Source organism: Sphingobacterium sp. HMA12 (assembly GCF_002933815.1).
GTDB lineage: Bacteria > Bacteroidota > Bacteroidia > Sphingobacteriales > Sphingobacteriaceae > Sphingobacterium.
Window position 1 is genome coordinate 296,907 of sequence record NZ_BEYR01000004.1, and the last position, 26,752, is coordinate 323,658.

Annotated in this window: 28 protein-coding genes; 14 read left to right on the plus strand and 14 right to left on the minus strand. The window is 39.8% G+C overall.

What is annotated here, in order from left to right; genetic code table 11:
• Positions 1–30 precede the first annotated feature (30 nt).
• From HMAT_RS20370 to idi, 4 genes are all read left to right on the plus strand, one after another.
• On the plus strand, positions 31–1,767 hold the full coding sequence (locus HMAT_RS20370) for a phospho-sugar mutase (protein WP_104384705.1): 1,737 nt from the start codon (positions 31–33) through the stop codon (positions 1,765–1,767).
• Positions 1,768–2,310, plus strand: a complete 543-nt coding sequence (locus tag HMAT_RS20375) for an NUDIX hydrolase (RefSeq protein ID WP_104384706.1) — start codon at positions 1,768–1,770, stop codon at positions 2,308–2,310.
• A 78-nt stretch (positions 2,311–2,388) separates the two neighbouring features.
• Complete coding sequence (locus tag HMAT_RS20380; protein ID WP_104384707.1) at positions 2,389–3,702, plus strand: nicotinamide mononucleotide adenylyltransferase; 1,314 nt, start codon at positions 2,389–2,391, stop codon at positions 3,700–3,702.
• Between the two features lie 75 nt (positions 3,703–3,777).
• Complete coding sequence (idi, locus tag HMAT_RS20385; protein WP_104384708.1) at positions 3,778–4,311, plus strand: isopentenyl-diphosphate Delta-isomerase; 534 nt, start codon at positions 3,778–3,780, stop codon at positions 4,309–4,311.
• Positions 4,312–4,402: 91 nt separating this feature from the next.
• Here the strand turns inward: idi and HMAT_RS20390 are convergent, their stop codons facing one another.
• Entirely contained in the window at positions 4,403–5,227 is an 825-nt protein-coding gene (locus tag HMAT_RS20390; protein WP_104384709.1) for an N-acetylmuramoyl-L-alanine amidase, read from the minus strand.
• A 262-nt stretch (positions 5,228–5,489) separates the two neighbouring features.
• Complete coding sequence (gene gcvP / locus HMAT_RS20395) at positions 5,490–8,363, minus strand: aminomethyl-transferring glycine dehydrogenase (protein ID WP_104384710.1); 2,874 nt, start codon at positions 8,361–8,363, stop codon at positions 5,490–5,492.
• 544 nt (positions 8,364–8,907) lie between these two features.
• Between gcvP and ctlX the strand changes: the two genes are divergently transcribed.
• Complete coding sequence (gene ctlX / locus HMAT_RS20400; RefSeq protein ID WP_104384711.1) at positions 8,908–9,861, plus strand: citrulline utilization hydrolase CtlX; 954 nt, start codon at positions 8,908–8,910, stop codon at positions 9,859–9,861.
• A 204-nt stretch (positions 9,862–10,065) separates the two neighbouring features.
• Here ctlX and HMAT_RS20405 read toward each other — a convergent pair whose 3' ends face one another.
• The 7 genes from HMAT_RS20405 to rpmB form a co-directional block, all read right to left on the minus strand.
• Positions 10,066–13,245, minus strand: coding sequence for a TonB-dependent receptor (locus tag HMAT_RS20405; RefSeq protein ID WP_104384712.1), 3,180 nt, complete (start codon positions 13,243–13,245; stop codon positions 10,066–10,068).
• A gap of 175 nt (positions 13,246–13,420) precedes the next feature.
• Positions 13,421–15,010 carry a bacillithiol biosynthesis cysteine-adding enzyme BshC gene (gene bshC, locus HMAT_RS20410; protein ID WP_104384713.1) on the minus strand — a complete coding sequence of 530 codons (1,590 nt, stop codon included), beginning with the start codon at positions 15,008–15,010 and terminating at the stop codon, positions 13,421–13,423.
• 257 nt (positions 15,011–15,267) lie between these two features.
• Positions 15,268–16,605 carry a 30S ribosomal protein S12 methylthiotransferase RimO gene (gene rimO / locus HMAT_RS20415; protein WP_104384842.1) on the minus strand — a complete coding sequence of 446 codons (1,338 nt, stop codon included), beginning with the start codon at positions 16,603–16,605 and terminating at the stop codon, positions 15,268–15,270.
• A 95-nt stretch (positions 16,606–16,700) separates the two neighbouring features.
• Positions 16,701–17,663 carry a signal recognition particle-docking protein FtsY gene (gene ftsY, locus HMAT_RS20420; RefSeq protein ID WP_077436836.1) on the minus strand — a complete coding sequence of 321 codons (963 nt, stop codon included), beginning with the start codon at positions 17,661–17,663 and terminating at the stop codon, positions 16,701–16,703.
• Positions 17,664–17,797: 134 nt separating this feature from the next.
• Entirely contained in the window at positions 17,798–17,965 is a 168-nt protein-coding gene (locus tag HMAT_RS20425; RefSeq protein WP_104384714.1) for a DUF4295 domain-containing protein, read from the minus strand.
• Positions 17,966–18,020: 55 nt separating this feature from the next.
• Complete coding sequence (rpmG, locus tag HMAT_RS20430) at positions 18,021–18,203, minus strand: 50S ribosomal protein L33 (RefSeq protein ID WP_002998409.1); 183 nt, start codon at positions 18,201–18,203, stop codon at positions 18,021–18,023.
• A gap of 77 nt (positions 18,204–18,280) precedes the next feature.
• The gene (rpmB, locus tag HMAT_RS20435) at positions 18,281–18,514 is read right to left on the minus strand and encodes a 50S ribosomal protein L28 (RefSeq protein ID WP_046672597.1); all 234 of its coding nucleotides are present in this window, start codon (positions 18,512–18,514) and stop codon (positions 18,281–18,283) included.
• A gap of 218 nt (positions 18,515–18,732) precedes the next feature.
• On the opposite strand from rpmB, the gene HMAT_RS20440 reads away from it, so the two are divergent.
• From HMAT_RS20440 to HMAT_RS20450, 3 genes are all read left to right on the plus strand, one after another.
• Positions 18,733–18,999 carry a signal peptidase gene (locus HMAT_RS20440; protein ID WP_104384715.1) on the plus strand — a complete coding sequence of 89 codons (267 nt, stop codon included), beginning with the start codon at positions 18,733–18,735 and terminating at the stop codon, positions 18,997–18,999.
• Positions 18,983–19,705, plus strand: a complete 723-nt coding sequence (recO, locus tag HMAT_RS20445) for a DNA repair protein RecO (protein WP_104384716.1) — start codon at positions 18,983–18,985, stop codon at positions 19,703–19,705. Before HMAT_RS20440 ends, recO begins: the two co-directional genes overlap by 17 nt.
• 241 nt (positions 19,706–19,946) lie before the next feature.
• Positions 19,947–20,507 carry a DUF805 domain-containing protein gene (locus tag HMAT_RS20450; protein ID WP_104384717.1) on the plus strand — a complete coding sequence of 187 codons (561 nt, stop codon included), beginning with the start codon at positions 19,947–19,949 and terminating at the stop codon, positions 20,505–20,507.
• A gap of 100 nt (positions 20,508–20,607) precedes the next feature.
• Here the strand turns inward: HMAT_RS20450 and HMAT_RS20455 are convergent, their stop codons facing one another.
• Together HMAT_RS20455 and HMAT_RS20460 are read right to left on the minus strand one after the other, a co-directional pair.
• The gene (locus HMAT_RS20455; protein WP_104384718.1) at positions 20,608–20,802 is read right to left on the minus strand and encodes a quinol oxidase subunit 4; all 195 of its coding nucleotides are present in this window, start codon (positions 20,800–20,802) and stop codon (positions 20,608–20,610) included.
• Positions 20,803–20,918: 116 nt separating this feature from the next.
• The gene (locus HMAT_RS20460; protein ID WP_104384719.1) at positions 20,919–21,110 is read right to left on the minus strand and encodes a cold-shock protein; all 192 of its coding nucleotides are present in this window, start codon (positions 21,108–21,110) and stop codon (positions 20,919–20,921) included.
• Positions 21,111–21,272: 162 nt separating this feature from the next.
• Between HMAT_RS20460 and HMAT_RS20465 the strand changes: the two genes are divergently transcribed.
• From HMAT_RS20465 to gcvT, 6 genes are all read left to right on the plus strand, one after another.
• Positions 21,273–21,989 carry an SIMPL domain-containing protein gene (locus HMAT_RS20465; RefSeq protein WP_104384720.1) on the plus strand — a complete coding sequence of 239 codons (717 nt, stop codon included), beginning with the start codon at positions 21,273–21,275 and terminating at the stop codon, positions 21,987–21,989.
• A gap of 2 nt (positions 21,990–21,991) precedes the next feature.
• On the plus strand, positions 21,992–22,489 hold the full coding sequence (locus HMAT_RS20470) for a DUF4112 domain-containing protein (protein ID WP_104384721.1): 498 nt from the start codon (positions 21,992–21,994) through the stop codon (positions 22,487–22,489).
• 145 nt (positions 22,490–22,634) lie between these two features.
• On the plus strand, positions 22,635–23,003 hold the full coding sequence (locus HMAT_RS20475) for a DUF4359 domain-containing protein (protein WP_104384722.1): 369 nt from the start codon (positions 22,635–22,637) through the stop codon (positions 23,001–23,003).
• Position 23,004: 1 nt separating this feature from the next.
• Entirely contained in the window at positions 23,005–23,697 is a 693-nt protein-coding gene (locus HMAT_RS20480; RefSeq protein WP_104384723.1) for a pseudouridine synthase, read from the plus strand.
• On the plus strand, positions 23,691–24,509 hold the full coding sequence (locus HMAT_RS20485) for a hypothetical protein (protein ID WP_104384724.1): 819 nt from the start codon (positions 23,691–23,693) through the stop codon (positions 24,507–24,509). The genes HMAT_RS20480 and HMAT_RS20485 overlap by 7 nt, the downstream gene beginning before the upstream one ends.
• 80 nt (positions 24,510–24,589) lie before the next feature.
• Positions 24,590–25,672 carry a glycine cleavage system aminomethyltransferase GcvT gene (gene gcvT, locus HMAT_RS20490; protein ID WP_104384725.1) on the plus strand — a complete coding sequence of 361 codons (1,083 nt, stop codon included), beginning with the start codon at positions 24,590–24,592 and terminating at the stop codon, positions 25,670–25,672.
• Between the two features lie 82 nt (positions 25,673–25,754).
• Here the strand turns inward: gcvT and HMAT_RS20495 are convergent, their stop codons facing one another.
• From HMAT_RS20495 to HMAT_RS20505, 3 genes are read right to left on the minus strand one after another with little or no spacing between them, the layout of a single operon-like run.
• On the minus strand, positions 25,755–25,997 hold the full coding sequence (locus HMAT_RS20495) for a DUF6358 family protein (protein WP_104384726.1): 243 nt from the start codon (positions 25,995–25,997) through the stop codon (positions 25,755–25,757).
• A gap of 1 nt (position 25,998) precedes the next feature.
• Positions 25,999–26,295 carry a PLDc N-terminal domain-containing protein gene (locus HMAT_RS20500; RefSeq protein WP_104384727.1) on the minus strand — a complete coding sequence of 99 codons (297 nt, stop codon included), beginning with the start codon at positions 26,293–26,295 and terminating at the stop codon, positions 25,999–26,001.
• Between the two features lies 1 nt (position 26,296).
• Positions 26,297–26,611 carry a rhodanese-like domain-containing protein gene (locus HMAT_RS20505; protein ID WP_070562591.1) on the minus strand — a complete coding sequence of 105 codons (315 nt, stop codon included), beginning with the start codon at positions 26,609–26,611 and terminating at the stop codon, positions 26,297–26,299.
• Between the last annotated feature and the right edge of the window lie 141 nt (positions 26,612–26,752).

Below are 26,752 nucleotides of genomic sequence, written 5' to 3' on the forward strand. Positions count from 1 at the left end.
TTTTTTTACATTTAGCCATATTTAAAGATAATGGGAAATTTAGATAAAGACATACAAAAGAAAATCGACGATTGGTTAACCTCAAATTATGATGAGGAAACAAGAGATGCTGTTCAGAAATTAATAGATGAGCAGGCCGAGACGGAGCTGATTGATTCATTCTACAAGGATCTCGAGTTTGGAACTGGAGGATTAAGAGGGATTATGGGGGTAGGCTCCAATCGCATGAATAAATACACGATTGGAAAAGCAACTCAGGGATTATCAAACTACCTAATCAAACAGTTTCCCAACCAGGAAATAAAGGTAGCAGTCTCTTACGATAGCCGTAACAACTCGCAATCTTTTGGTCACCTTGTAGCCCAGGTATTTGCTGCAAATGGAATCACGGTTTATCTGTTTGACGAGTTACGTCCTACACCAATGTTATCTTTTGCAATCCGCCATTTTGGTTGCCAAAGCGGGGTCATGTTGACAGCTTCACATAATCCGAAGGAATACAATGGTTATAAAGCCTACTGGAACGACGGCTCGCAATTGACCGCGCCACATGATGAGAATGTGATCGATGAAGTCAATGCAATCGCCTCCGTTAAAGACATCCGATTTGAGGGAAACGCCCAGCATATCATTCCAGTCGGAGAAGAAATTGATCAAATTTATATTGATGCCAATATCGCATTGAGTATACATCCGGAAGCTGTACGCGCACAGAAAGACTTAAAAATAGTTTACTCTCCGATCCATGGTACAGGAATTACAATTGTACCAAAAATGCTCGCATCATGGGGTTTTGAAAACGTTATGGTAGTCACTGAACAGGCAACACCGGATGGAAATTTCCCAACGGTCATCTATCCAAATCCGGAGGAGGAAGATGCAATGGCCTTGGCGAAGAAAAAAGGTGAAGAGATTGACGCGGATCTCGTTTTGGCAACTGACCCCGATGCGGACCGTGTCGGAATCGCCGTTAAAAACAACCTCGGCCAATTTCAGTTACTCAATGGCAATCAGATCGGCAGCCTGCTGATCTATTATGTCTTAAGTGCAAAGAGTGATCTAAAACAATTGGGACATAACCCTTACATCGTTAAAACAATTGTAACCAGCAACCTTCAGGCTGATATTGCTAATCATTATCATGTGTCGCACTATGAAACCCTCACTGGCTTTAAATATATAGGGGAACTGATAACAAAATTAGGAGATTCGGCTCAATATCTAGCCGGTGGAGAGGAAAGTTATGGCTACCTCGTCGGTGATCTTGTCAGAGATAAGGATGCGCCCAATTCATGCGCTTTCTTAGCTGAAATGACGGCATATTTTAAATCAAAAGGCAAGACTGTCTATGAGGTTCTATTGGAGATCTATCAAGAATTTGGCTGCTATCAGGAGAAACTGATTTCCTTAACGAAAAAAGGAAAAGCCGGAGCTGAGGAAATTCAGGCTATGATGGCCGGGTTACGTCAAAATTTACCAACGAAACTCGGCGGAATCGAAGTTAAGGAAATTCGGGACTATCAACTTTCCCAAACTACTGATATGAAGACAGGAAGTAAGAAAGAGATTACACTTCCAAAGTCGGACGTATTGCAATTTATCACGACGGATGGTGACGTGATTTCGGCAAGACCTTCCGGTACGGAACCGAAAATCAAATTTTATTGCTCAGTCAAGGGAATACTTCAGGACAAAAAGGACTATCTAAATCTTCAACATACGTTGGAAGAAAAAGTGGACCGCATGATGAAAGATATTGTTGGTTAAATGGAAAAGTGGAAACTACTATCATCTGAATATATCTGCAAAGAACCCTGGGCGACTTTACGCCGGGATACATGCCAACTGCCCGATGGACGCATTAATGACCATTATTATGTACTGGAATATCCAGATTGGGTCAACATGGTCGGGATTACAGCGCAAAACGAGTTATTGGTCATCAGGCAATATCGTCACGGAGCAGGGGTCCTTTCCTTGGAAATTCCAGCTGGTACAACGGAGCCGGGTGAAAATCCCCAAGATGCCGCAGTACGGGAAATGCTCGAAGAAACAGGATATCAGTTTGAAAAAATTGAAGAGATCGCTACGCTCTATGCCAATCCGGCAACAAGTGGTAATATTACTTATACTTATCTCATGACAGGAGGACAGAAAGTTCAGGAACAGGAACTGGATGAACACGAAGAGATTGACGTTATCCTAATACCGCTTAAGGAAGCAAAAACCATGCTGTTGGAAAACAAATTTAGCCAAGCTCTGCATAGCAGTGCATTATTCTATGCTTTTAATAAATTAGGCTTGTTTTAAAACAAGCCTAATTTTATTCTGTTTTTTCCTTTCATACTTTAATTTTCACTAGACTTTTGATTTTTGTACCTTTGTGCCATGGCAAGAGAAATTTTTGAAACTAAGCGAAAGGCCCTGAAAATAAATCTAAACCCAGAGATTTACGGAACCTTCGCCGAGATCGGTGCTGGACAGGAAGTCGCACGTAACTTTTTCAATGCAGGAGCTGCATCAGGCACAATCGCGAAAACGATGTCAGCTTATGACATGGCATTCAGTGACGCCATATATGGTGAAGAAGAAGACGGCAGATACGTCAGCAGAACCCGTTTACAGAAGATGCTCTCCCATGAATTTAACTTGCTGACGCAACGGTTACATGGCGACAAGTATTGCAACAAAAAATTCTTTGCCTTTGCGGACACGGTTACCACGTTGAATTTTACCAAAACCAATGAGCCTCACGGCTGGATCGGTCTTCGGTTTCAAAACGAGGTCGGTGGCCCCACAAATGACATTATCGTCCATGTCAGACTCTTGGACAGTGACAACCAGCTGCAACAGAAAGTATTGGGTATTATTGGTGTAAACCTGTTGTTTGCCGCATATTACTACGCAGAAAATGTACAGACAATGATTGAATCCCTGGTTGATAATTTGTCGATAGGATCTGTCGAAATTGATCTGGTTAAATTAAACGGTCCTTTGTTCGAAAATGTCAACCAACGCCTGATCAACTTATATCTTATTGCCAAAGGGTTCGCAAAAGCAGCTATTTTCCAGCCGGACGGTAAAGCAGTACAGATCAAGGATTATTTATATAAAAAGAATATCATCTTACTTCGCACAAAATACCGTCAGAAATCACTTCCTAACTTTGACTTATTTAACCTTGCCGTCGAGCAGTTTAAGAAAAATACAGGCGCTACTGATCAAGATACTATTGTTTTGATCGAGGTTTTGATGGGGAATGTCTTAGAGGATACGCATGAAATTACAGATGAAGATCTACAAGAATTCGCATCAAGAGCAGATGAGCTATGTGCCACAGGCAATAATATTATCGTTAGCAACTTCCGTAGAAATAATCATCTCGCTGAGTTTATAAGCAACTTTAAACCCAAGAATATCGGAATTGCGACAAACGTTTATAACTTAAAGAACATTTTCAATTCGGACAACTACAATAAAGAACTCTATACCAATGAACTATTATCGTACATATCCGGTATGTTCAACAAGAATGTAAAGCTTTATGCTTATCCTTATCTATTGAAAAAGGAAAACAAAATCATCACCACACAGAATATGCCGGTTTCGGAAGAGGCACAACCTCTCTTCGAATTCCTGATCAAGAACGGATACATTATAGATATTGAAAATTACGACGAGAAATTTGTAAAAACCGTATAATATACGCTTCGTTAAAATTTAATTTATTATATAGTCCAATTTAGTTAAATTGGACTATATTTATTTCCAGTCTTCATGAAGCAAGAAAATGTTATATTAGTCGATGCTAACGATACTTTCATTGGTCTTATGGAAAAATACGAAGCCCATGAAAAGGGCTTGTTGCATCGTGCATTTAGTGTCTTTTTATTTAATGATCGGGATCAATTACTCTTGCAGCAAAGGGCTTTGGATAAATACCATTGTGGCGGGCTTTGGACAAACAGCTGCTGTTCGCACCAACGCCTCGGAGAGAGCAATATGGACGCTGCAACAAGACGCCTGACAGAAGAGCTCCAGATTGAGGCAACAGCGCTATATGATGCCTTTTCATTTGTATACAGCGCCCAATTTGACAATGGCCTTACCGAACATGAATTTGATCATATCCTGATTGGAAAATTCAGTGGAGCCCCTGATTTTAATCCGGCAGAAGTCGCCGCTGTACAGTATATGAGTCAACAAGAGATCGAAGATAAAATCACGCACTTTCCGGAGAAATTTACACCTTGGTTCAAGCTAATCTATCAACGTGTATTTGAAACCTATTTAGACAAATACAAGAAGTAAGATAATACCCATACTCCATCAGCAGTACTATAATACCAGCCCTAAGAGTTGCAGCCCCTGTAAATTCACTTTTATAATGCTGAGGAAATCCCTATAGATATTTCTTATAGATGGAATACATAATCTTTAAATCGTTTTCACCCAAAAATGCTGTATTCACATCCTGTTGGATATAGTGAATCTTAAATGCCTTTATTGCCGCATCCAGATTACTGACATCATAGCCAATAATGCGTAACGCCATTTTGGGGTTAAAGTCAACAGGAGGTGTTTCCAAAAATTCTTCATACCAATAGCCAAATCCCTGATCAGCCAGCTTTTTCCAAGGGAATCGTGACGGATCATTTTTACGTGTAGGCGCAAGATCCATGTGACCGATGAAATTTGCCTGCGGAATCTTATAAGTATTCTTTAGATAAGTCAATAGTTGTGTCAACGCATTTATCTGAGCATCCGTCCAGGGATCTGTTGTCCCATTATTATCCAGTTCAATACCTATGGACGAAGAATTCAGGTCGGTATCATTTCCCCATTTACCCAGACCCGCATGATGCGCACGGTACAGATCATTCACCATCTGCACAACCTTGCCGTCCCTACCGACCACATAATGTGAACTTACACCTGCTTTTGCGGAATGAAAGGTACGAATGGTCTGTCCCAGAGAATCCTGAGCCGTGTGATGGATAACCACAAAATTAGGCTTCCGGATACCAAAATTGATGGAGGCAATCCACTGCTGATCTTTGACATTTACTTTATCCAGCTGCCCGGTTACGGGAGAGGCGCGATATAAATTAGAAAACTCCTTCGCTTGATTCTTATATACTTTCTCGGTCTTCGCATATTTATTGCCCGCACAAGATGTAATCAATGCCGCAGCAATAAAAAGATTGAATATTAATGTTATCTTCATATCGAAATGTTTCAACACAAATATACTTCCAAAATACCATATCAGGAGGATTGTAGCTTAAATTGATACAATAACTTTCCGATCCTGTAATACTTTTCACGAAATCATTCCTTATTCATGGTCGGTTTGTTTCTAACATAATCTGATCATTAAAAAAGTCCGGACGGGATGTCCGGACTTTCTGCGATACATAGAACTTATTTGTGTGCTCATAAAAGCCACCGTTAGCGGGAGGCATTATTACTATATTTTTTAAGACTTGTTAGGCCTCAGCATATTCTTCGATCGAAGGACATGAGCAGATCAATGTACGGTCTCCCTGAGAATCGTTTACACGACCTACTGAAGGCCAGAACTTACGCTCTCTCACATATTCCAAAGGATAAGCGGCCGTTTGGCGACTGTAAGGTCTATCCCACTCATCTGCGGTAACCACTGCCGCTGTATGCGGAGCGTGTTTCAATACGTTATTTGCCTGTTCAGCTTCTCCAGCCTCAACTGCAGCAATTTCCTGACGAATAGCAACTAATGCATCACAGAAACGATCCAATTCAGCTTTTGATTCAGACTCCGTCGGCTCGACCATCAATGTACCAGCAACAGGGAAAGAGACTGTTGGTGCATGGAAACCGTAGTCCATCAATCGTTTCGCGATATCAGCAACTTCGATACCTACATTTTTGAAACCACGGCAATCAAGGATCATCTCATGTGCACAACGGCCATTGCTACCAGAATAAAGTACTGGATAAGCATTTTCCAAACGCGCCTTAATATAGTTTGCGTTTAATATTGCCGTCCGTGTAGCGTTGGTCAAGCCTTCACCACCCATCATGGAAATATAGGCATGGGAAATAATCAAGATTGATGCAGATCCAAATGGTGCAGCAGAAACAGCAGTAATGCCTTCTTCTCCTGAAGTAGAAACCACCTGATGGTTTGGCAAGAAAGGAACCAAGTGCTTAGCAACACCGATCGGTCCCATACCCGGGCCACCACCACCATGAGGAATACAGAATGTTTTATGCAAGTTCAGGTGACAAACGTCAGCACCAATATGGCCCGGACTAGTCAAACCTACCTGTGCGTTCATATTTGCTCCGTCCATATATACCTGACCGCCATTAGCGTGGATGATTTCACAAACTTCAATGATAGATTCCTCAAACACACCATGTGTAGATGGATAAGTCACCATTAAAGAGTTCAGGTGAGCAGCATGCTCTTCTGCTTTTGCTCTTAAATCTGGGATATCAATGTTTCCAAGTTCGTCACATTTCACTACTACCACTTTCAAGCCAGCCATTGAAGCCGACGCAGGGTTAGTACCATGTGCAGAAGCTGGAATCAGACAGATATTACGTCCGTGATCGCCACGGCTCTCATGATAAGCACGGATAACCATTAACCCCGCATATTCACCTTGCGCCCCTGAATTAGGTTGGAAGCTCATCTTAGCAAAACCTGTGATCTCAGACAACCAATCGTTCAATTCACCGATCATCTGCATATAACCTGAAGTTTGGTCTGCTGGAGCAAATGGATGTAATCCTCCAAATCGCGCCCAGGTAACAGGGGTCATCTCAGCTGTGGCATTTAATTTCATTGTACAGGAACCCAATGGGATCATCGAATGGCAAAGCGATAAATCTTTTGCTTCCAATGACTTAATATAGCGTAACATTTCGTGTTCAGAATGGTAGCTATTAAAATTTGGATGAGTTAAGTACGCTGAGGTACGAACCAATTCAGCAGGGATCGAAGAACCTAAGTTTTCTTCTAAGGTATCGAAATCTACATCATTCAATGTTTTGCCCTGAATTTTTGCAAACACTTTTACGATTGTTTTGATATCCTCATATGTTGTTGTTTCATCGATAGCGACAGAAACTTGTGAACCTTTGTAGTAGAAGTTCAACTCATTATTCAACGCTTCAGATTTTAACGCGCCCGCATGTGCGCCTAAATCCACACGCAGGGTATCAAAGTAAGCTTTATTCAATTGGGCATAACCCAATGATTGTAACGCTTGATCCAATAAATTTGCTAAAGCATTAATACGGGATGCAATATTTTTAATTCCTTCTGGACCATGATAAACAGCGTAGAAAGAGGCCATAATAGCCAATAGAGCTTGCGCCGTACAGATATTGGAAGAAGCTTTATCACGACGGATATGTTGCTCACGTGTTTGTAAAGCCATACGTAAGGCATACTTTCCATTCGAATCAGAAGTTACACCAATGATACGTCCGGGAATATTACGTTTGAAGCTATCACGTGTAGCGAAGAATGCCGCATGCGGACCTCCGAATCCCATCGGCACACCAAAACGTTGTGAGTTACCGACAACAACATCTGCCCCCCATTCTCCCGGAGGAGTCAATAGCGCTAAGCTCATTAGATCCGCAGCAGCACATACCGTAATGTTTTTACCATGTGCAGCCTCAGCAAATGATCTGTAATCAACGATTGAACCGTCTGCCGCCGGATATTGTACAAATACAGCAAAAACGTCGTCTGTCAATTCCGATTCTTGAATAGCTGTGATTTTTAGCTCGATACCAAAAGATAACGCACGCGTTTTCAATACATCAATCGTCTGTGGATACGCATTTTCAGAAACCAAGAATATGCTTGCTTCTTTGTTTTTACGCGCTGAGTAAAGCATAAACATAGCTTCAGCTGCAGCTGTGGCTTCATCCAATAATGAAGCGTTTGCAATTTCCAATCCAGTAAAATCAGAAATAACGGTCTGGAAGTTTAACAGTGCCTGTAAACGACCTTGTGCAATTTCCGCCTGGTAAGGAGTATATTGCGTATACCATCCCGGATTTTCAAACACATTACGTTGAATTACACCCGGAAGGATCACGTCATAGTATCCTTGACCAATAAAAGATTTAAAAACTTTATTTTTCTCTGCGATTTCCGCTATCCGCTTTAAATAGGCAACCTCAGACAATGCTTTTGGAAGATTTAAAGGTTTTGGAGCGCGGATTTGAGAAGGGACCGTTTGGTCAATTAGCTGGTCAATTGACGATACGCCCAATTTGGCCAACATTTCATTCGCTTCAACTGGACTTGGGCCATTGTGGCGACTTTCGAATTTTTCTTGGAAGTGTATATTGCTCATGTGTGCAAAAAGTTAACGCTTATAGACAGTTAGCGACATAATAATTAGGTAATTAACTCTCTTATAAACAGTCGTTTTTTGGATGAGCAAAGATAGCAAAATAAATGACTGAAAACGAAGCAAAAAAGTGTATAAAAAGTCAGTTTTAACAACGGGTAGATGTGCAATCGATTGTCCTATATGTATTAAAATTCAAATAAAAACAAACAACCAAAGTTCATGTTGAAAATATACCAACCAAATCAAAGATAACTTAACAGAATAACAAAAAACGAAAGATTATGCTGTTATTTTTAAACCATCATTTTTTCTTTTTGAAGATATTCTTTTTGCAATGGCGCTGATTTTTCAATACATTAGTATAAGTACCAATTGTAAAGTGATTTCTGATACTGGTCAATGATTCAAAGGGATTTCACACATATCGCAGCATTGCTGAAAAATCGAAAAGAGAAATCAGGCTTTTACTGCAATGGGACTCGTACAAACCAAGAATATCATTCTTTTTAACAAATATAAACCAGCGAAGTAACGATTATAAATCATGAGAAAACAGGTAACAGACAGTGTACTCCTAGTAAGGCCCTCTGTCTTCCGCAAAAATGAGCAGACCGCAGTCAATAATTTTTTCCAAAAGGACATTGAAAACTTAAGCGGTGAAGATGTAAATAGGGAGGCACAAAGTGAATTTGATGCCCTTGTCAATGAATTGAAATCACACGGCATTCTAGTGACGGTCATTCAAGATGATGAAAAATCAGAAAGTCCAGACAGTATATTTCCGAACAATATTGTCTCTTTCCATCAGGACGGAAAAATTATCTTTTATCCGATGTTTGCCCCCAACCGTCGAAAAGAGCATTTATTGGACTTTGAAGGCCCATTGAAACAAAATGGTTACTACGTAAAGTTGATTAAAGACTTAAGCGAGGCCGAAAATAACAGACAATATCTAGAGGGGACCGGGGCCCTCGTACTGGATCGCACACACCGTATTGCTTATTGCGCACTGTCGGAACGCGCGGACCGCACCATGTTGGACGAATACTGCAAAACGGAAAATTATACTCCTATCGTCTTTCATGCATTTCAGACGGTCAATGGCGAACGCAGACCTATCTATCATACCAATGTAGTATTGGCCGTGGGAGAAGATTTTGCAATCTTATGTCCAGCTGCGATTGATAATCAATCCGAACGGGAAGGGTTGTTAAAGAAATTAAAAGAAACCGGAAAAGAAATCATCGAGATCAATGAGAACCAACTGGAAAATTTTGCTGCAAACTGTCTTCAGGTAAGAAATAAATATGGAAACCGCTTTATAGTATTAAGCGATAAAGCATTATCCTCCTTGACCCTTTATCAAACGGCACAATTGGAAAAACATGGAAAAATCATCCATCAGGATTTACATGTTATTGAAACCTGTGGCGGAGGTAGTGTCCGTCATATGATGGCTGAGGTATTCCTTCCAAAAGAAAAAGTGATGAATGCTTAAGGCATTCATCACTTTTTGAAACTCAAATTCCATCAGGTCAATACAGCTATTGAAGCTCTTTTTTTACTAATTTGTTGATCTTTCTTATTTCTGAATCTGATATTACATTAGACATGTTGCCCCTTTATTGTTATTTTTTTGATTCAATTTCAAAAAGGACATGTCGATCTAATTAGATAGCCATGTCCCGCTTTTTTAAAACGTTTAGAAAGAATAACGTAATCCCAGCTGGAATTGGTATGGGTTGCCAGAGGGGGTAACGATACCTGAATTATTTACATTGTAATTAAACTGCTGTTTGGCAACATCAAAAGGGATCAGCTTTTCCCCAGCAGCATCTTTCCCGCCTAAGGCATACAGATTTTGATTGCCTAGAGACTCATTTATGCCCCAAGTTTTCTTAAACAAGTTGGCAACGTTGAAAAGGTCTCCTGATATTTCCAACGCATGATTTTTATATAGATTGAATTTTTTGGCAATCCGCAGATCTATTAAACCATAGAAACCATTCACCCCACCATTACGTTCCGCTATTTTACCCTGATATTTCTTGATATAATCTTTAAGACTCTGACTCGCTTCTGGATTATTCAACAGATTATTCAACCCGGTGACCAGCTGTTTTGAAGTATTCGGATTATTCGGGTCAAAGATAAAGGCCAGATCATTGTCTCCGGCGACAAAGTCTCCATTGATATTACCGCCTGCGAGTAAACTATACCGTGTCCCGCCGATCCCTGAGTAGCGAACGCCGATACTAACCCCATAAAATGTTGGCAAAGTTCCGTAAATAACAATCTTATTACGGAATTGATTGTTCGAATAGCTCATCTTGCTCAAATCGCGAGGATCATCCTTCACAGCTAGGGATAAAGTAGCCGTATTGGCCACATTCCCGTTGAAGGAAGTATTGTCTTTCGCATCGTTCCAGGTATAACTAACCGAGATCGTTCCATCCTTATAATACTGATAACTTGCATCAAATACGACGGCAAATTGGTTGACTTTGCCCTCAGAATTCAATTCCAAAACCCGACCAAACTTATCTGAAATCCTTCCTTTTTTCCAATCCGGAGCTCCATCGACGATGGATGCCGCAGGAACGAATACACCTCTATTATCTTCATTTGCTAGCCTAAAGAAAGGATCTTTCACCATATTACGATCTACATACATATAATTATTACGTCCCAAATTCATATACCCAGAAAGGCTTGCCTTCAACTTTTCTGTGAAAAAGTGCGTATAAGATAAATTTGCTTTATACACGACCGGGATTTTGGCGTCGGGACCATAAGTGTTGATGGTCGGGACCTGAAACTGGGCTAAAGCAGGTGTGGATGATGGATCCTTTCTGTAGTCGACAAAATTTGGTGTAGGTACATCCGCACCGCGAACATCAACAGTAGCAAAATGCTTCCCATCAAAAGTAAGGTTATTGATCGTCATGTAATTATTGATATCCGAGGCAAATATGCCTCCACCCACTCGAAAGAAATCCTTTCTTTCTTCGTTCACATCCCAGGTCATTTGGAAACGCGGTTGCACCACAAAAGACTTGAGTTTATGATCCGTACGGACACCGACTTCTCTTAGCAATTCTTCATTCAGAGGAGAGGTAGGATAATGTCCGTAATCCAATCGCAAACCGGCGACCAGGTCCAATCCCTGTGCTAGCTTGGTTTGCAATTGTCCATACACACCAGCATTGAATATCTTACCGACCACTGCCGGATCACTCATCAAAGGAACTTCACGATAGTAAGCATATGGCTTCATGTCGTCAAAGTTCTGCATAGCCGTTTTTCCATCACTTGGTCTAAAGTGGAAGCGACCATTAACCTCACTTCCGTAAATGGAATTTGCGTGGGTATACATCAGATCCACACCAAAGGTGTAATTGATATTATCGGTACTGTAATAGATATTATCGACAAGCTGAAATACATTATTTTTAAAAGATTCTTGCGCAAAACGATGCCCGCCCAATTGCAATGTGGTCTTTTTATCTTCCCCGGCAACTTTGGAGACCGCATCTTCTACAATTGCACGTGGAATATTCTGACCGGGTAAAAGGTCTCCCGGACTACTTTTCTGATAGGTATAGAGATGTTGTACTTTTAGCTCATTGGTTACCTTAGGGGAAATGGTGGTACGTAAAGTAGCCAATAGGCTATTGTCAATATTCTTGTCATTTCCGTAAGATTCATATAAAGTAATTGGCTTGTTGTCTTGTAGCCCAAGCTTATTGTTGTCACTTGTAAAGTTATTACGGATTGTCAATAAGTTTTTGTCATTGATTTGCCAGTCAATCCGCCCAAAAATAGCATCAGAGCCTCTTTTCTTGTCAAAAGCACCATATTGGCGTTCGTTCCCTAATCCGTACTTTTTCCGCCCGATATTGACAAATTCATCCAATGTCGCGTTTGTAACATTAAATCTTTTTTCATCGGCTTCAGAGTTGATATCAGCAATAATCAAGGGACGGGAGTCTTGCTGATGATCCCAAGCAACAAAATAATGGAGTTTGTCTTTTATAATGGGACCACCCAAAGTAAAGCCATATTGATAAGTGGAAAAATCGTTGCTTCGTTTGTTTCCCCGAATATCGTATGGGCTGGACAACCAATCTGCTCGCGAATATAACCAGGCACTGCCCTGAGTTTTATTTGTACCTTGTTTCGTCACTGCACTGACTGTTCCACCCCCGGCCCTGCCATAGGTTACATCATATTGGTTGGTCACGACTTTAAACTCTCGGACTGCTTCGATAGAAATCGAAAAAGGAGCACCACTCCGGCTTGTTGTCGAACCCGCAGAAGTTGGATTTTTTGCGTTCATACCATCAATGGTAAAATTGGTAGAAGACCCGAGCTGACCACCAATATTATCGCCCTTGCTCAACGGAGATAGATCCATCAAGGAAGTAAAATTACGTCCATTGACGGGTAGTTTTGCAATATCTCGGGCTGTTACCGCGGTTGCTGCACCTAAGTTCTCTATTTTATTCTTCAAGGTGCTTACACCCGTTAACTCGACCGTCTCCAGTACATTTGAAGCATTCTGAATTGGAATATTTAACCGGATCATATCGCCTTGATTTAGTGTGAAGCCCGAACGAACCTGCTCACCATAGCCGATATAAGTAACTTTAATGATATACGGACCTCCTAATGGAAGCTCCTTGAAATTGAAATCGCCATTGGCATTGGTAGATGTTTTGGTGGTAAAACCCGTAGATTCGTTACGAACCTCTACTGAAGCTCCATGAACCCCTTTGTTATTCTCGTCCGTAATTTTTCCGGAAAATCCTGCCTGAGTTGTTTGAGCATACAAACCTGTTCCTATCGCAATGGCACAAGTCGTAAGTAATATTTCTTTCATTTAGTTGTTGGTTGTGATATGGCAACAAAACTACTTCGATAGTATTAACAGAAGCTAAACGAAATATTATGAAATTATAAACAAAACACTACAAAACATTTTAAGAAAAAACAACGAAGCAAAAAGCAAAGAAAATAGAAGATTAGTCATAAAAAAAGTCAGTAAAATACCGACTTTAATATAAGATTGTAAATTTAAAATCCAGGGGATTAAAGTATTTATAAAGATCTCTAAAGAGGTTATCACCATATTTTACATACAACAAGGCAAAGTTTTCCGATCGCTCCTGTAGGCCCCCTCCGGGAAAGAGCTTTTCTTTTACATTGTCTATATCTGCCAATGCGTGCTGATGATTTCGTTTTTCTGCTTTCATCAACTTTTTTTCCAGATTGTTCATCGCCTTTTTCAAGCGAGCTTTTATCGCCTCGGTGCTGGGTCCCAGACTCGGGTCAATTTTGTGTGTACGTAATCTTATCTTTCCAAAGATCGCATTCAGTTCCATCCATTCATCATTAAGGTTTAATCTTTCCTTGGTATGACGACGTACATACTCCTTCTTCAAAACCTCTGCTGGCCGGAAGATACTTTTGAAGGTTAGATCCACACGGAAAAGCTTTGCGGCCACATTATCTTCGGTAATCATTGCTGAATTTCGCGGAATCAGGATGGGGAAGTCTATTTGGTACTGATCAAAATTAGATTTCAGTTGCATCCAATAGACCATTTCAGCGCCACCGCCGATATAGGCTAAATTAGGAAGGATAATTTCCTGATACATCGGACGCATCACCACATTTGGACTAAAACGCTCAGGATAGGCATCTATTTCTTTTTCCAGCTCTTCCTTAGTAAAATATATATTTTGATGCAGAACCTCATATCGGCCGTCTGCAGTCAGAACCAAGCGTTCTCTAAATTCATCGGTCAGATAAAAGAAGTTGATCTCCCGCGCATGCACCTGTGTAGAAAAACCCTTTGATTCCAGTTCTTTCGACCTCTCCGTGATAGCTTTAAAGCTATTTTCGGATAAAATATCCGTTTTGATAATCGGTTTAAATAACTCCTTCAATTCTTTATCATCGGCATCAACAATCAAAAGACCATAGGCTTTAAAAAGTTCGTTCACCATATAACGTGTCGCGTCGGCCAACCTCGTGTGCTTCAGGTAAGCTTGCTCCACAATACCCGTGAGCTTAGCAGAATTTTCAGAAAGACCAAGGATATTGGTGTACTGCTTTACCGCATCGACAATTGAAGCTATATCCATACGCCCTGTGGCCGATACCGCAGGTGTCTCCCAAGCTATTTTCTTTCCGTAGACTTTTGTATGATTAATTTCTTCAAAATCGTGATCTTCAGTTGCCATCCAATATACCGGGATAAAGTTTTTGTCCGGATATTTGGCATGCAAGTCTTCGGATAGACGTATTGCCGTCATGATCTTAAATATGAAGTACAAGGGCCCTGTAAAGATGTTCAATTGGTGGCCCGTAGTGATCGTATAGGTATTCTCCTGCAACAACAAATCCATATTTTCGGCGACAGCAGGAGAATCCTGCAACAATGCCGCATACTGAGCTTTTAGGCGCTCCACGAGAATGGTGCGGTGGTCAAAATGTTTTTTTTCGTGCAATTGCTTCTCAAAACCGTCAAATGTAGGCCAGTGTCCAACAAACGGTTTCAGCGCCTCGTCATGAGCCAGATAGGCCAACAATGTTTTTGAGAAACTGTTTGTCTCACTATATTCGATATAAGTTGCTTTCATATATGCTTATTGTACGATATACAAATGTATTTAGTTTGAGCAGACAAAATACTGATTTTTAATAAAAAGCTCATTCCACTTTTAAATTATATCATTCTATTGACAAATGTCCAAATAAAACCCTTATACCTTCACCGGCACCAACAGCGACATACATCCACAGCAGGTTTTCCCTGACAATTCAAAAAAAGAGCCTCCCTTGTATTTCGGGAGGCTCTTCCATATATTCTTAATGACTTTCATCGGTCAATCGCGTATTATTTTTTCACAATTTCGCCATAGAGATCGAAATCCTCCGCACGATCTATTTTTACCTGAACAAAATCTCCGATCCGCGCATAGGAATCAGCTGCTGAAATCAAGACCTCATTGTCCACTTCCGGAGAATCATATTCTGTCCGTCCGATAAAATAATCTCCATCCACACGATCAACCAGTACTTTATAGGTATTACCGACTTTCGATTGATTAATCTCATAAGAAATGCCTTGCTGAACCTCCATAATAGCTTCAACCCGTTCTTCTTTTATTTCTTGTGGAACATTGTCCTCCAATGTATGTGCATGGGTCTTTTCCTCATGGGAATAGGTAAAACAGCCCAAACGGTCAAAACGAGTTTCCTCCACCCATTCCAACATCTCTTGAAAATCCTGCTCAGTCTCGTCGGGGTATCCGCAGATTAATGTCGTACGCAACGCGATATCAGGCACTTTGTCCCGGATCGCATTGACAAGGTCGATCTGTTTCTGTTTGGTTGTCCCTCTACGCATAGACTTCAACATCGGGTCTGAGATATGCTGCAATGGCATATCCAGGTAATTACAGATATTTGAACGCTCATTCATTGCATCCAAAATATCCATTGGAAATCCAGAAGGATAGGCATACTGTAAACGGATCCACTCAATACCATCTACATCGGATAAATGACGCATCAAATCGGAAAGATTACGTTTACCATAAATATCCAATCCATAATAGGTTAAATCTTGCGCTATTAAAATTAATTCTTTGGTTCCATTTGATGCCAAAAATTTCGCTTCCTTAACCAAGTCATCAATTGATTTGGAAACATGCTTACCTCGCATTAATGGTATTGCACAGAATGAACATGGGCGGTTACAACCTTCCGCGATCTTAAAATAAGAAAAGTGGGAAGGAGTCGTCAATAAGCGTTCACCCAATAATTCATGGCGATAGTCTGCTCCGATAGAAGAGAGTAAATCAGGCAAATCATTTGTCCCAAAATAGGCATCCACACTCGGAATTTCAGCTTGCAGTTCTGGCTTATAACGTTCCGAAAGACATCCAGTAACAATCACCTTATTGATCTTACCTTGATCCTTTAATTCTGAATATTGTAAGATTGCATCAATAGACTCCTGTTTAGCATTGTCGATAAAACCACAGGTATTGATGACAACAATATCATTCTCCTGTATATTTGAGGCCTCATGGACAACTTCCATCTGATTACCTTTCAACTGGCCCATCAGCACTTCACTATCGTGAATATTTTTCGAACAGCCCAAAGTAACGACGTTTACACGCGGTTTATTGATCAAAGGGACAGATTTCGTATATTTTGTCTTCATATGATTAGAAGGGTTTGTCAAGAAAAAAAAGGGCTGGTTAATCATCATGCACAGCAAAGGATGACAACCTTATTTCTGACAATAATTTTAATTTTCTATTTGAAAAGGGAGTCTACAAATTCCTTTTTATTAAATAATTGGAGATCGCCTATTTTTTCGCCTACACCGATGTATTTCACCGGGATTTTGAACTGATCAGATATCCCTATAACAACACCACCTTTGGCTGTTCCATCCAATTTCGTCAGTGCCAAAGCGTTTACATCAGTCGCCTGGGTAAATTGCGTACATTGTTCTATGGCATTTTGACCTGTAGAAGCATCTAAGACTAATAAAATTTCATGCGGAGCGCCTGGAACGACTTTTTGCATGACATTTTTAATCTTGGTCAATTCATTCATTAGACCAACCTTATTATGTAGACGGCCTGCCGTATCAATAATACAGACATCTTCCCCATTTGCAACAGCAGACTTAACCGTATCATAAGCGACCGAAGCGGGATCTGAACCCATTGCCTGCGCCACAACGCGCACTCCAACACGCTCGCCCCATAACTTAAGCTGATCTACAGCCGCGGCGCGAAATGTATCTGCTGCACCTAACACGACTTTACTTCCAGCTTGCTTGAGCTGATGGGCAAGTTTGCCTATTGTCGTCGTCTTACCAACACCATTCACTCCGACGACCATAATAACATAAGGTTTATGATCTCCGTAGTTGAAGTTTTCAAAATCTGAGCTGTTATTTTCGGCAAGTAAGGTCTGAATCTCTTCTTTCAGTAAATTGTTTAGCTCTGAAGTGGAGACGTATTTATCTCGGGCAACACGCGCTTGTATGCGGTCTATGATTTTTAAAGTCGTCGTAACCCCTACATCAGAAGTAACCAAAACTTCTTCCAAATTATCAAGCACATCGTCATCTACAGTAGATTTACCCACTACAGCTTTCGTTATCTTGGAAAGAAATCCTTCTTTGGTTTTTTCCAAACCCTTGTCTAAGGCTTGCTCTTCTTCTTGTGTTTGCGGCTTTTTCTTAAAAAAATCAAATAATCCCATGGAGTGTTTAGTGAAAATTGATGTCCAAATATAAACAAATGTCCTCAACAAAAAAAGCCCTTTCGGTAGGATACCAAAACGGCTATTTTTATCGAATTCTTTTTAAAGAAAAACTTTAAAAAAGGAAAATGCTACTAGTTATTTTTTTGAGCTTCTGCAAGCACGTCTTTCACTTTATCGTTGTGAACCATACCTTCTTTGAAAGTATACGCGCCAGTTTTTGCAGATTTAGTAGTAACAATAACCTTTGTAAATTCTTTACCGCCACCTTTTTGTAACGATGCAACTGCTTTCTTTGCCATGGTATTTAAATATTTTTACTCAGCCCGCTATTTGCAAGTGCTAAGAATGGGTGAATTACTTAATTTCTTTATGAACAGTAACTTTTCTCAATACTGGGTTGAATTTTTTCAACTCTAAACGCTCAGTTGTGTTCTTTTTGTTTTTAGTAGTGATGTAACGAGACATTCCCGGAAGACCACTTTCTTTGTGTTCAGTACATTCTAAGATAACTTGTACTCTATTTCCTTTTTTAGCCATTGTTTTACTTTATTTTGAACCCTAATATAGGATTGAAATTCATGAATAATCTTAATGTAACAGGCGATAAATCAATATTAAATTGATCCTTTAACGATAAATTTATTGATCGCAGCTGTAATGCCGTTCTTGTTGATAGTCTTGATAGCAGAAGTAGATACTTTCAACGTAATCCAACGATCTTCTTCTGGAATGTAAAAACGTTTAGTTTGTAAATTTGGATAGAATTTACGTTTAGTTTTAACGTTTGAGTGAGAAACGTTATTTCCTGTTAACGCCGCTTTGCCTGTTAAATCACAAATTCTTGACATGATATTATCTTTTTTGTTGTCTTTATTACAATATGTTAATCCTTTGCACTCTCTGCAAAGAGTTTGCAAATATCTATATTTTTTTTTAGATAAGCAACAACATTATGGGAATTATTTTTAAAAATAGTTCTACACAGGAAGGGTGTGGGCAAAAATAAAGCATTTTATTGTATTATATTTGCTCTGTAAACAAAAATAGTTTTCAACAATTCACATTTATGAACAAATATCTTCGCAAGGGCCTAAGAGAAATAATCATCGGCGCGTTGTTCGTTATCCTAGGTTATTACCTGATGGAGCAACGATCTAACTGGTACAAGTTAGCCATGATCATCGGAGTTATTACATTTGGTATTGGTTTTCTCACATTAATCTATCGAATGATTCGAAAAGTGGACCGCAATGCAATTATTGAAATGCGCGAAGAGGCTCATAAGGAGGAAATTCATAAAAAAGAAAAGGAAGGGGATGCTGAACAAAACTAGAGGTATCGTTTTAAAAACAACGAATTATTCGGAAAGCAGCCTCGTTGCACAGATATACACCGAATCCTTTGGTATGCAATCGTACCTCATTGCCGGCGCACGTAAGCCAAAGGCTAAAATCAAAGCCAATATCTTACAACCGCTGCATCTACTTGAAGTTATCGTAACCCATAAGGATAACGGATCATTACAGCGTATTTCCGAAGCCCGACAAACGCCAGTATTACAGGAAATACCTTACGATATTATAAAAAGTTCAATAGCGCTCTTCTTGAATGAAATTTTGTACAAAGTATTAAAAGAACAAGAAAGTGACCCTCATTTATTTGAATTCATCCATCAGTCTATCCGATGGTTAGATGAAACTCACTTAAACCTCGCCAATTTTCATCTCGTATTTCTAATCAAACTGACGCGCTTTCTTGGATTTTACCCAACGGCATCCAAACAGGTCCTGCCCTATTTTAACTTACACGAAGCAACATTTTCAAGCAGTCTTCCAGAACATCCACTTGTACTTCAAGAACCACATACCTCAATTTTTCGGAGTTTAATAACATCAGAATACTCAAATTGTGATCGCATCAAAATGTCCAGTGCAGACAGACAATTTTTATTGGAAAAATTATTGGATTTCTACCGCCTTCATCGCACAAATTTCAAGGAGATAAAATCGCTGTATATTCTGGAAGAGATTTTTCGATAAGACATTTGTCCTTAGATCCTCCTTCGTAAAGAGCTGTCTATTTCCTGTCAGGACCAATCGGCGGGATGTTTCGTATAAATAAACGCACACTGTTCATTCAAGTTTCAACAATGCACCTATCTCAGTTACTTATCTATAATAATTGTTTTCCCAGATAAATTCTTGGTACATTTATTGTAACAGAATTATATTAACATTTGATTTACTAACATATTTTTCACCTAAAAAAAGTCTTAACGATATGGAACTTAAAGAAGCCTTTTTAAAAGTTGTCCGAGACAACTACGCAAATTTTGAAGGTAGAGCCCGCCGAAAAGAATATTGGATGTTCGTGCTCGCTGTATTTGTATTATTCTTTGCACTCGGTATTGTCGGCGGCATTCTATCCGCTATCAGTGATACATTAGGCAGTCTATTTTACGGCATTATGGGCCTAGCCTATTTAGCCATACTGGTACCTGCCTTAGCTGTTACCGTAAGAAGACTTCATGATACCAATAAATCAGGCTGGTTTATACTCGTATCATTAATCCCATTTGTAGGAAGCTTATATTTACTCTATTTGGAGATTTTAGAAGGCGACAAGGGACCTAACCAATATGGCCCTGATCCAAAGGCCGTTGAAAACGGGACAAATCATCCGTTTAATCAACCACAAGATCCTTTTGGTTCATCACAGCCGAATAACTCCTTTGGAAGTTCACAACCTGAACAAAATACGGGGAACAATGATCCGTTTGGAAATTCACAAACGCCTCCTGCACCTTCAACACCTCCTGCAGATAAAGATCCATTTGCATAGGTCGTTCTAACGGAATAAAAAAAGAGCTTTCATTGTAATGAAAGCTCTTTTTTTATTTTTTCGATTGCGAAATTTTCCGCGAAAGTGAAATTCAGCGAGATCAATGTCTATGCTTCTTCTTTTGTTGCCCGGGAGCAAAGTCTCTCGCAGATTGTTCGCCATAATATTTTTTTGCCTGACCAGGGGGCATACCTTTTGGCCCACCTCTATGCCCATGCCTATGATGTGTGGAATAACATGCAGACATGGAAATTGCCACCACAACAGAGAAGATCAATACTAAAGTACGTTTCATGTTAACCTATTATATTTAAGCATTGTGAAACAATTATCAGTCCAAATTATTATTGCAATAAAAAAGCCCATGCGGATCGCATAGGCTTTTTCACAATAAATATATCTTGAATCTTATTAGATAACTCTTACATTTACCGCATTAAGACCTTTACGGCCTTGTTCAACTTCGTAAGATACATTGTCATTCTCACGAACTTTGTCAATTAATCCAGAAACGTGAACAAAAATCTCGCTCTCGCCTGAATTAGGGATGATGAAACCGAAACCTTTGGTCTCATTAAAGAATTTTACTTTACCTTCTTGCATGGCACTATTTTATTAATTTCCCTAAAGGTATAGAAATAAAATCAAAAATCTTAACGTTTTTATTTTTTTTATCCGTTAAACTTTTTTGTCTACTTTGGCTCCAATCTTGTAGCATTGCGACAATAGCAATCGTATTATTATAAAACTTTAAGATAGTAAAGCATGAAAAAAATATTATTAGGACTGGCTTTTTTAGGTTTGATGACAAAACTAAACGCTCAACAAATGGTAAATAAAGAATTTGTATCCACAGTGGGTCGCGCAGAGGAAGAAGTGACTCCGGACATCATCTATATAGATGTTACACTAAAGGAATTTTATGACAATGGAAACACCAAGAAAAAGGTTGCCATAGACAAGTTAGAAAAAGATCTTTTTGACTCAGCAACAAAAGCTGGTGTTAAAAAAGAAGATTTTACGATCCAGAATATCTGGAGTTATAATACACCGGAAAAAAAGAAAAAGGATACGGATATCTTGCTTTCCAGACAATACCGCATCAAGGTTACCAACTTAAACAACTTAGATCAATTGTTGGACGGTGTAGATAAAGCAGGTATCCAGAGCACCTACATCAGCGAATACGATTATTCGAAGAAAAAAGAGCTTGAAAAGACCTTAAAAACGAAAGCTGTATTGGATGCGAAAGCGAATGCGCAGATTCTTGCCGAAGCAGCAGGGCAAAAAATTGGTAAGGCAATCGTCCTTTCGGAAACACCACAACAAATTATTTTTGGTGTTCAGCCCATGATGCGCAATGCCATGTATAAAGGCGCCATGGCTGAAATGGCAGACGACGCCGGTGGAAATGGTCTTGACTTAAATATCAGACCAATGAAAGTGACAAGCGAAATCAGCGCTTCTTTCGAACTATTGTAATCATGCATAGAGAATTATCTCCAGAAGATAAAAAGAAACAGATAGACCAAGATTTCGGTTGGATCAATCGAATATCTTGGTTAATGGATAATCAGTTCAAGATTGGCAATTTCCGGTTCGGATTGGATCCGATCTTGAATCTGATCCCTTTGGGCGGTGCGGTAGCCGGCTTTGGCACATCACTGGTCCTGGTCATTGCCATGTGGCGAAATGGGGCTAGCCCAAAACTGGTCATCCGTATGCTGCTTAATATTACCCTTGACGCAATCTTGGGGAGTATCCCGTTCTTAGGCAATATTTTCGACTTTTACAGCAAAGCCAACGAGAAAAACATCAGACTTCTACGCGAACACTATTATGAAGGCCGACACAAAGGTTCGGGCATCGGCATTGTCCTGACGATCATATTGATGTTATTTATCTTAATCGCTGGCACTTGTTACCTGATATGGATGTTCTTTTCCTGGGCATTTTCCTTGCTAAATGGGGTTTCTTTTTAAGGTCTTGCCCTTTTTACTCCGACTTCTATTCGCAATAAAACCTCCACACAAAAACAATTGTGTATATCTAATATCTATTTAATAATTTTGGTAACGATAGATCCTGTGTGACCCGATCTCTCAATATTAATTTTAGTATTAAAAAATGAGTAAAAAAAGAATATTTGCCCTACTTCTGGTTGTCATTATGCTAGCGGCCATCCTAACAAACCCAAGTAAAGATGAACATGAAAAAATTGTCCGTGCAAAAGCTGAGCAATTATTGAAAAGCCAGCTCCATGCGAAAGACCAAGCCTTTTTCGGGTTGGGGATGCAACTTTTCGGAAATAAATTAGTGGACGATTTTGTCAAAAATTCGATCGTTGTAGACAACTACTATCTCTTTTCCCTTACCAAGATCAAATGGCAGGGAAAGGAACAAATTATAGGTGGCGGTGCTTTTAAGCAGATTTGGCTGAGTCCCAAGATTGATGAAAAAGCCGACGAAATTATTGCCGCATTGAAAAAAATCTAGTATGTCCTTAGAAATTCTTTACGAAGATGAATCCATCGTGGCGATCAACAAGCCGCATGGTCTTTTGGTACACCGTTCATCCATTGCGCGTGACACGTCCGAATTTGCCCTCCAAATACTACGTGATCAGCTCGGGAAAACGGTGTATCCCGCTCATCGCTTAGACCGTAAAACTGCTGGTGTACTCCTGTTTTCACTAAACAAAGAAACGGATCAATACCTACAAAAAAGTTTTCAGGAACATCAAATAGACAAAAAATATCTCGCTGTGCTCAGAGGCTTCGCCCCTGAGGAAGGGCTGATTGATTATCCATTAAAAAAAGAAAATGGGACCATACAGGAAGCCCAGACATCATTCCGGTTATTAGCGAAGAGTGAACTCGATATTCCTTTCGGGAAATTTCCGACCTCACGTTACAGTCTTGTCGAAGCCAACCCACTTACTGGCCGTATGCATCAATTGCGACGTCATTTTGCGCATATCTTTTATCCCATCATCGGCGACCGGCCACACGGCTGTAATAAGCAAAATAAATTCTGGAAAGAGAACTACGAGATGGATACCATGCTACTGCATGCCTCCGAATTATCCTTCAAACATCCGCTGTCAGGTGAGACTGTTCATATAAAAGCAGCAATCCAATCCGATTTTCAGAAAGTACTTGGAATCTTAAACATACACGGATTATGTTAAAACTAATTCTCGAAGCATTTATCAGCATATCCGGCATCGCGGCAGCATCTGGGATTGTCTACCATAATGATGAGCTTCATATTATTTCTGACAACAGCAATTACCTCTATAACTATAAACTCTCTCAGCAAAGTTTATCCAAAACAGTCTTACTTGAAGCTGAGCCAATGGAAAATATAAACAAAGCGAATAAAATGGATCTTGAATCCATCACATTCGATGGCTACCGCTACTATCTCTATGGCTCAGGATCGACGGAAAAAAGAAACAATCGCTTTATCTGGGACGGAAAAAAGGTCCTACAGGAAGACTATCGTAAAATCTATATGCATTTAATGCAGAAATTTGGGATAAGCAAAGCGGACTTTAACATCGAGGGGGTGGTTCATATGGATGACCGGATATTGTTTTTCAATAGAGGAAATGGCCCCAAAGGCATCAATGCGATTTTAGAATACAACAGTAAAGCGGAAGGTAAATCGCGATGTATTCCAGTCGACTTACCTAAGATAAATGGGATCAGTACCGGCTTCTCGGATGCCACACATGTTGGCGACGACATATATTTCATCGCGACTGCAGAAGATGCAAAATCGACCTATCTTGACGGCGAAATCGCTGGGTCTTTACTTGGAAAAATATCCGCAGACCTGTCTTCCGGGCCTGAAGTATTCCAGATCCCCGGAAATCATAAATTCGAAGGTATTACGCTCAAAGAGAAAACTGAGACGGGTTTAATCTTCCTTCTCTGTGAAGATACGGATACAGAAGAGGCTGAACTAACTGTTTATTCGTTGAAAGTAACGAATTAAATCGTTTGTTCTAAAATAGATTCAAAGCTAGGAATCACGTATATTTTATTAAATTTGCAACTGATTAAAACTTAATTTTTATGTTAAAAAATACTGCCCTTTCGGAGACGCACATTGCTTTAGGAGCAAAGATGGTTCCCTTCGCAGGCTTCAACATGCCGGTACAATATACCGGTATCAACGATGAGCACGAAACAGTTCGTACAGGTGTAGGAGTTTTTGATGTAAGCCACATGGGCGAATTCATCCTTAAGGGTGAAAAAGCCTTGGACCTTCTTCAAAAAATCTCTTCAAATGATGTATCTAAATTATATGACGGTAAAGTTCAGTATGCTTATATTCCGAATGAAACGGGCGGTGTAGTAGACGATTTCCTAACTTACCGCATAGACGACAAAACCTATTTTTTGGTTGTCAATGCCTCTAATATCGAGAAAGACTGGAACTGGATTTCCAAATACAATACCGATGGTGTGGAAATGAAAAATATTTCTGACCAGACTTCTTTATTTGCCGTTCAGGGTCCCAAAGCAGCTGATGCCTTACAATCGTTGACAGATATCGAGCTCGCGCCAATGGAATACTATACCTTTGCCAAAGGTACTTTTGCCGGGGTAGACAACGTATTGGTATCCGCTACAGGATATACCGGTGCCGGTGGCTTCGAAATTTATGTTGCCAATGAAGATGCACAAAAAGTTTGGGATGCTATTTTTGAAGCTGGAAAAGCTTACGGAATCAAACCGATCGGATTAGGTGCCCGTGATACCTTACGTCTAGAAATGGGTTTCTGCCTTTATGGAAATGACATTGACGACAATACTTCGCCTTTAGAAGCTGGGTTAGGTTGGGTAACGAAGTTCACGAAAGACTTTGTAAACTCCGCTGCGCTTAAAGCTGAAAAAGAAGCTGGACTTAAAAAGAAACTGGTTGGGTTTGAAATGATCGACAGAGGCATCCCTCGTCATGATTATGAAATCGTAGATGCTGATGGCAATGTAATCGGTCGGGTTACTTCCGGAACGCAATCTCCGACATTGAAAAAATCGGTTGGTTTGGGTTATGTGGACATGGCATTTGCAAAAGACGGTACAGATATTTTTATTCATATCCGTAATCAAAAAGTAAAAGCTAAAGTAACAAAACCTCCTTTTGTAAAATAATAACCGGAGTAGAGAGAACATATAAAAAAGAGCAGAAAACGATCGTTTTCTGCTCTTTTTTTGTTATAAGTAAGAAACTGGCTTATTTATTTTTTCCCTTCGCCTGTTTAGCGGCATATTGCTGCTTTTTCTCGCGATCTTTCTCCTGAATCACCACTTTTATGCGTTTGCTTAAGACAACCTTAAGGTAAATCAGTACCACCAAAAATGCGATTGACAATCCGGTCACCAACATATTTCCGGCTTTATAGCCTTCAAATCCACAATACGCCAAAAATACAATGGCCAAGTTCAATACAATATTCAGTATAAAATATTTTGTCATATTACTTTTTTGTTAATCCCAGCACACGCGGCCGCCACACAAAGAAATAGAAAACCCCACCGATAATATTGAGCAATACGATAGCCAATGCCATCAACATCCGCTCACTGTTGGAAATCGTCCTGGAAAGCATAATTTCCCGTAAGGCCAATATCACCCACAAAAGAGACAATAAAATAGAAAGGCTACCTAATATGGGGAAAATACCTAAGCTTAATAGCCGGGCGAATAGGGCTACAATATAAAAAGCAAGACTAAACAAGAAAGCCTGTTTAGTCTGATGCTCCAAATTTTTCATATTAATAAACGTCTAACTCTGGATCGATTTCCTCTTTCCAGGCCAAGATGCCGCCTTTTAAATTTGCTAGATTATCAAAACCTTGTTGTTCCAACAACATAATTGCCTGTGCCGAACGTTTTCCGGAACGACATTGAACGATAACTGGTTTATCCTTCGCAATCTTATCTGCTTCGATCAGGATTCCTGATAGTGGAATATTCAAACCATTCAAATTTGAAACTTCATATTCAAATGACTCACGCACATCAATCAGTTGAAAATCTTCGTTGTTATCGATCTTATTCTTTAATTCTTGTACAGATACTTCTTTCATTGTCAAATAATTTATAATCAAATATACTACATTTTTTTCTGAATTGTCTGTCTTCAAAGGCCATCAGGAACTTTCGTGCCTATTGCTAATTCAATGTAACCACCAGAGTTTCATTGATTGCATCTTTTTCCTGAACGGCAA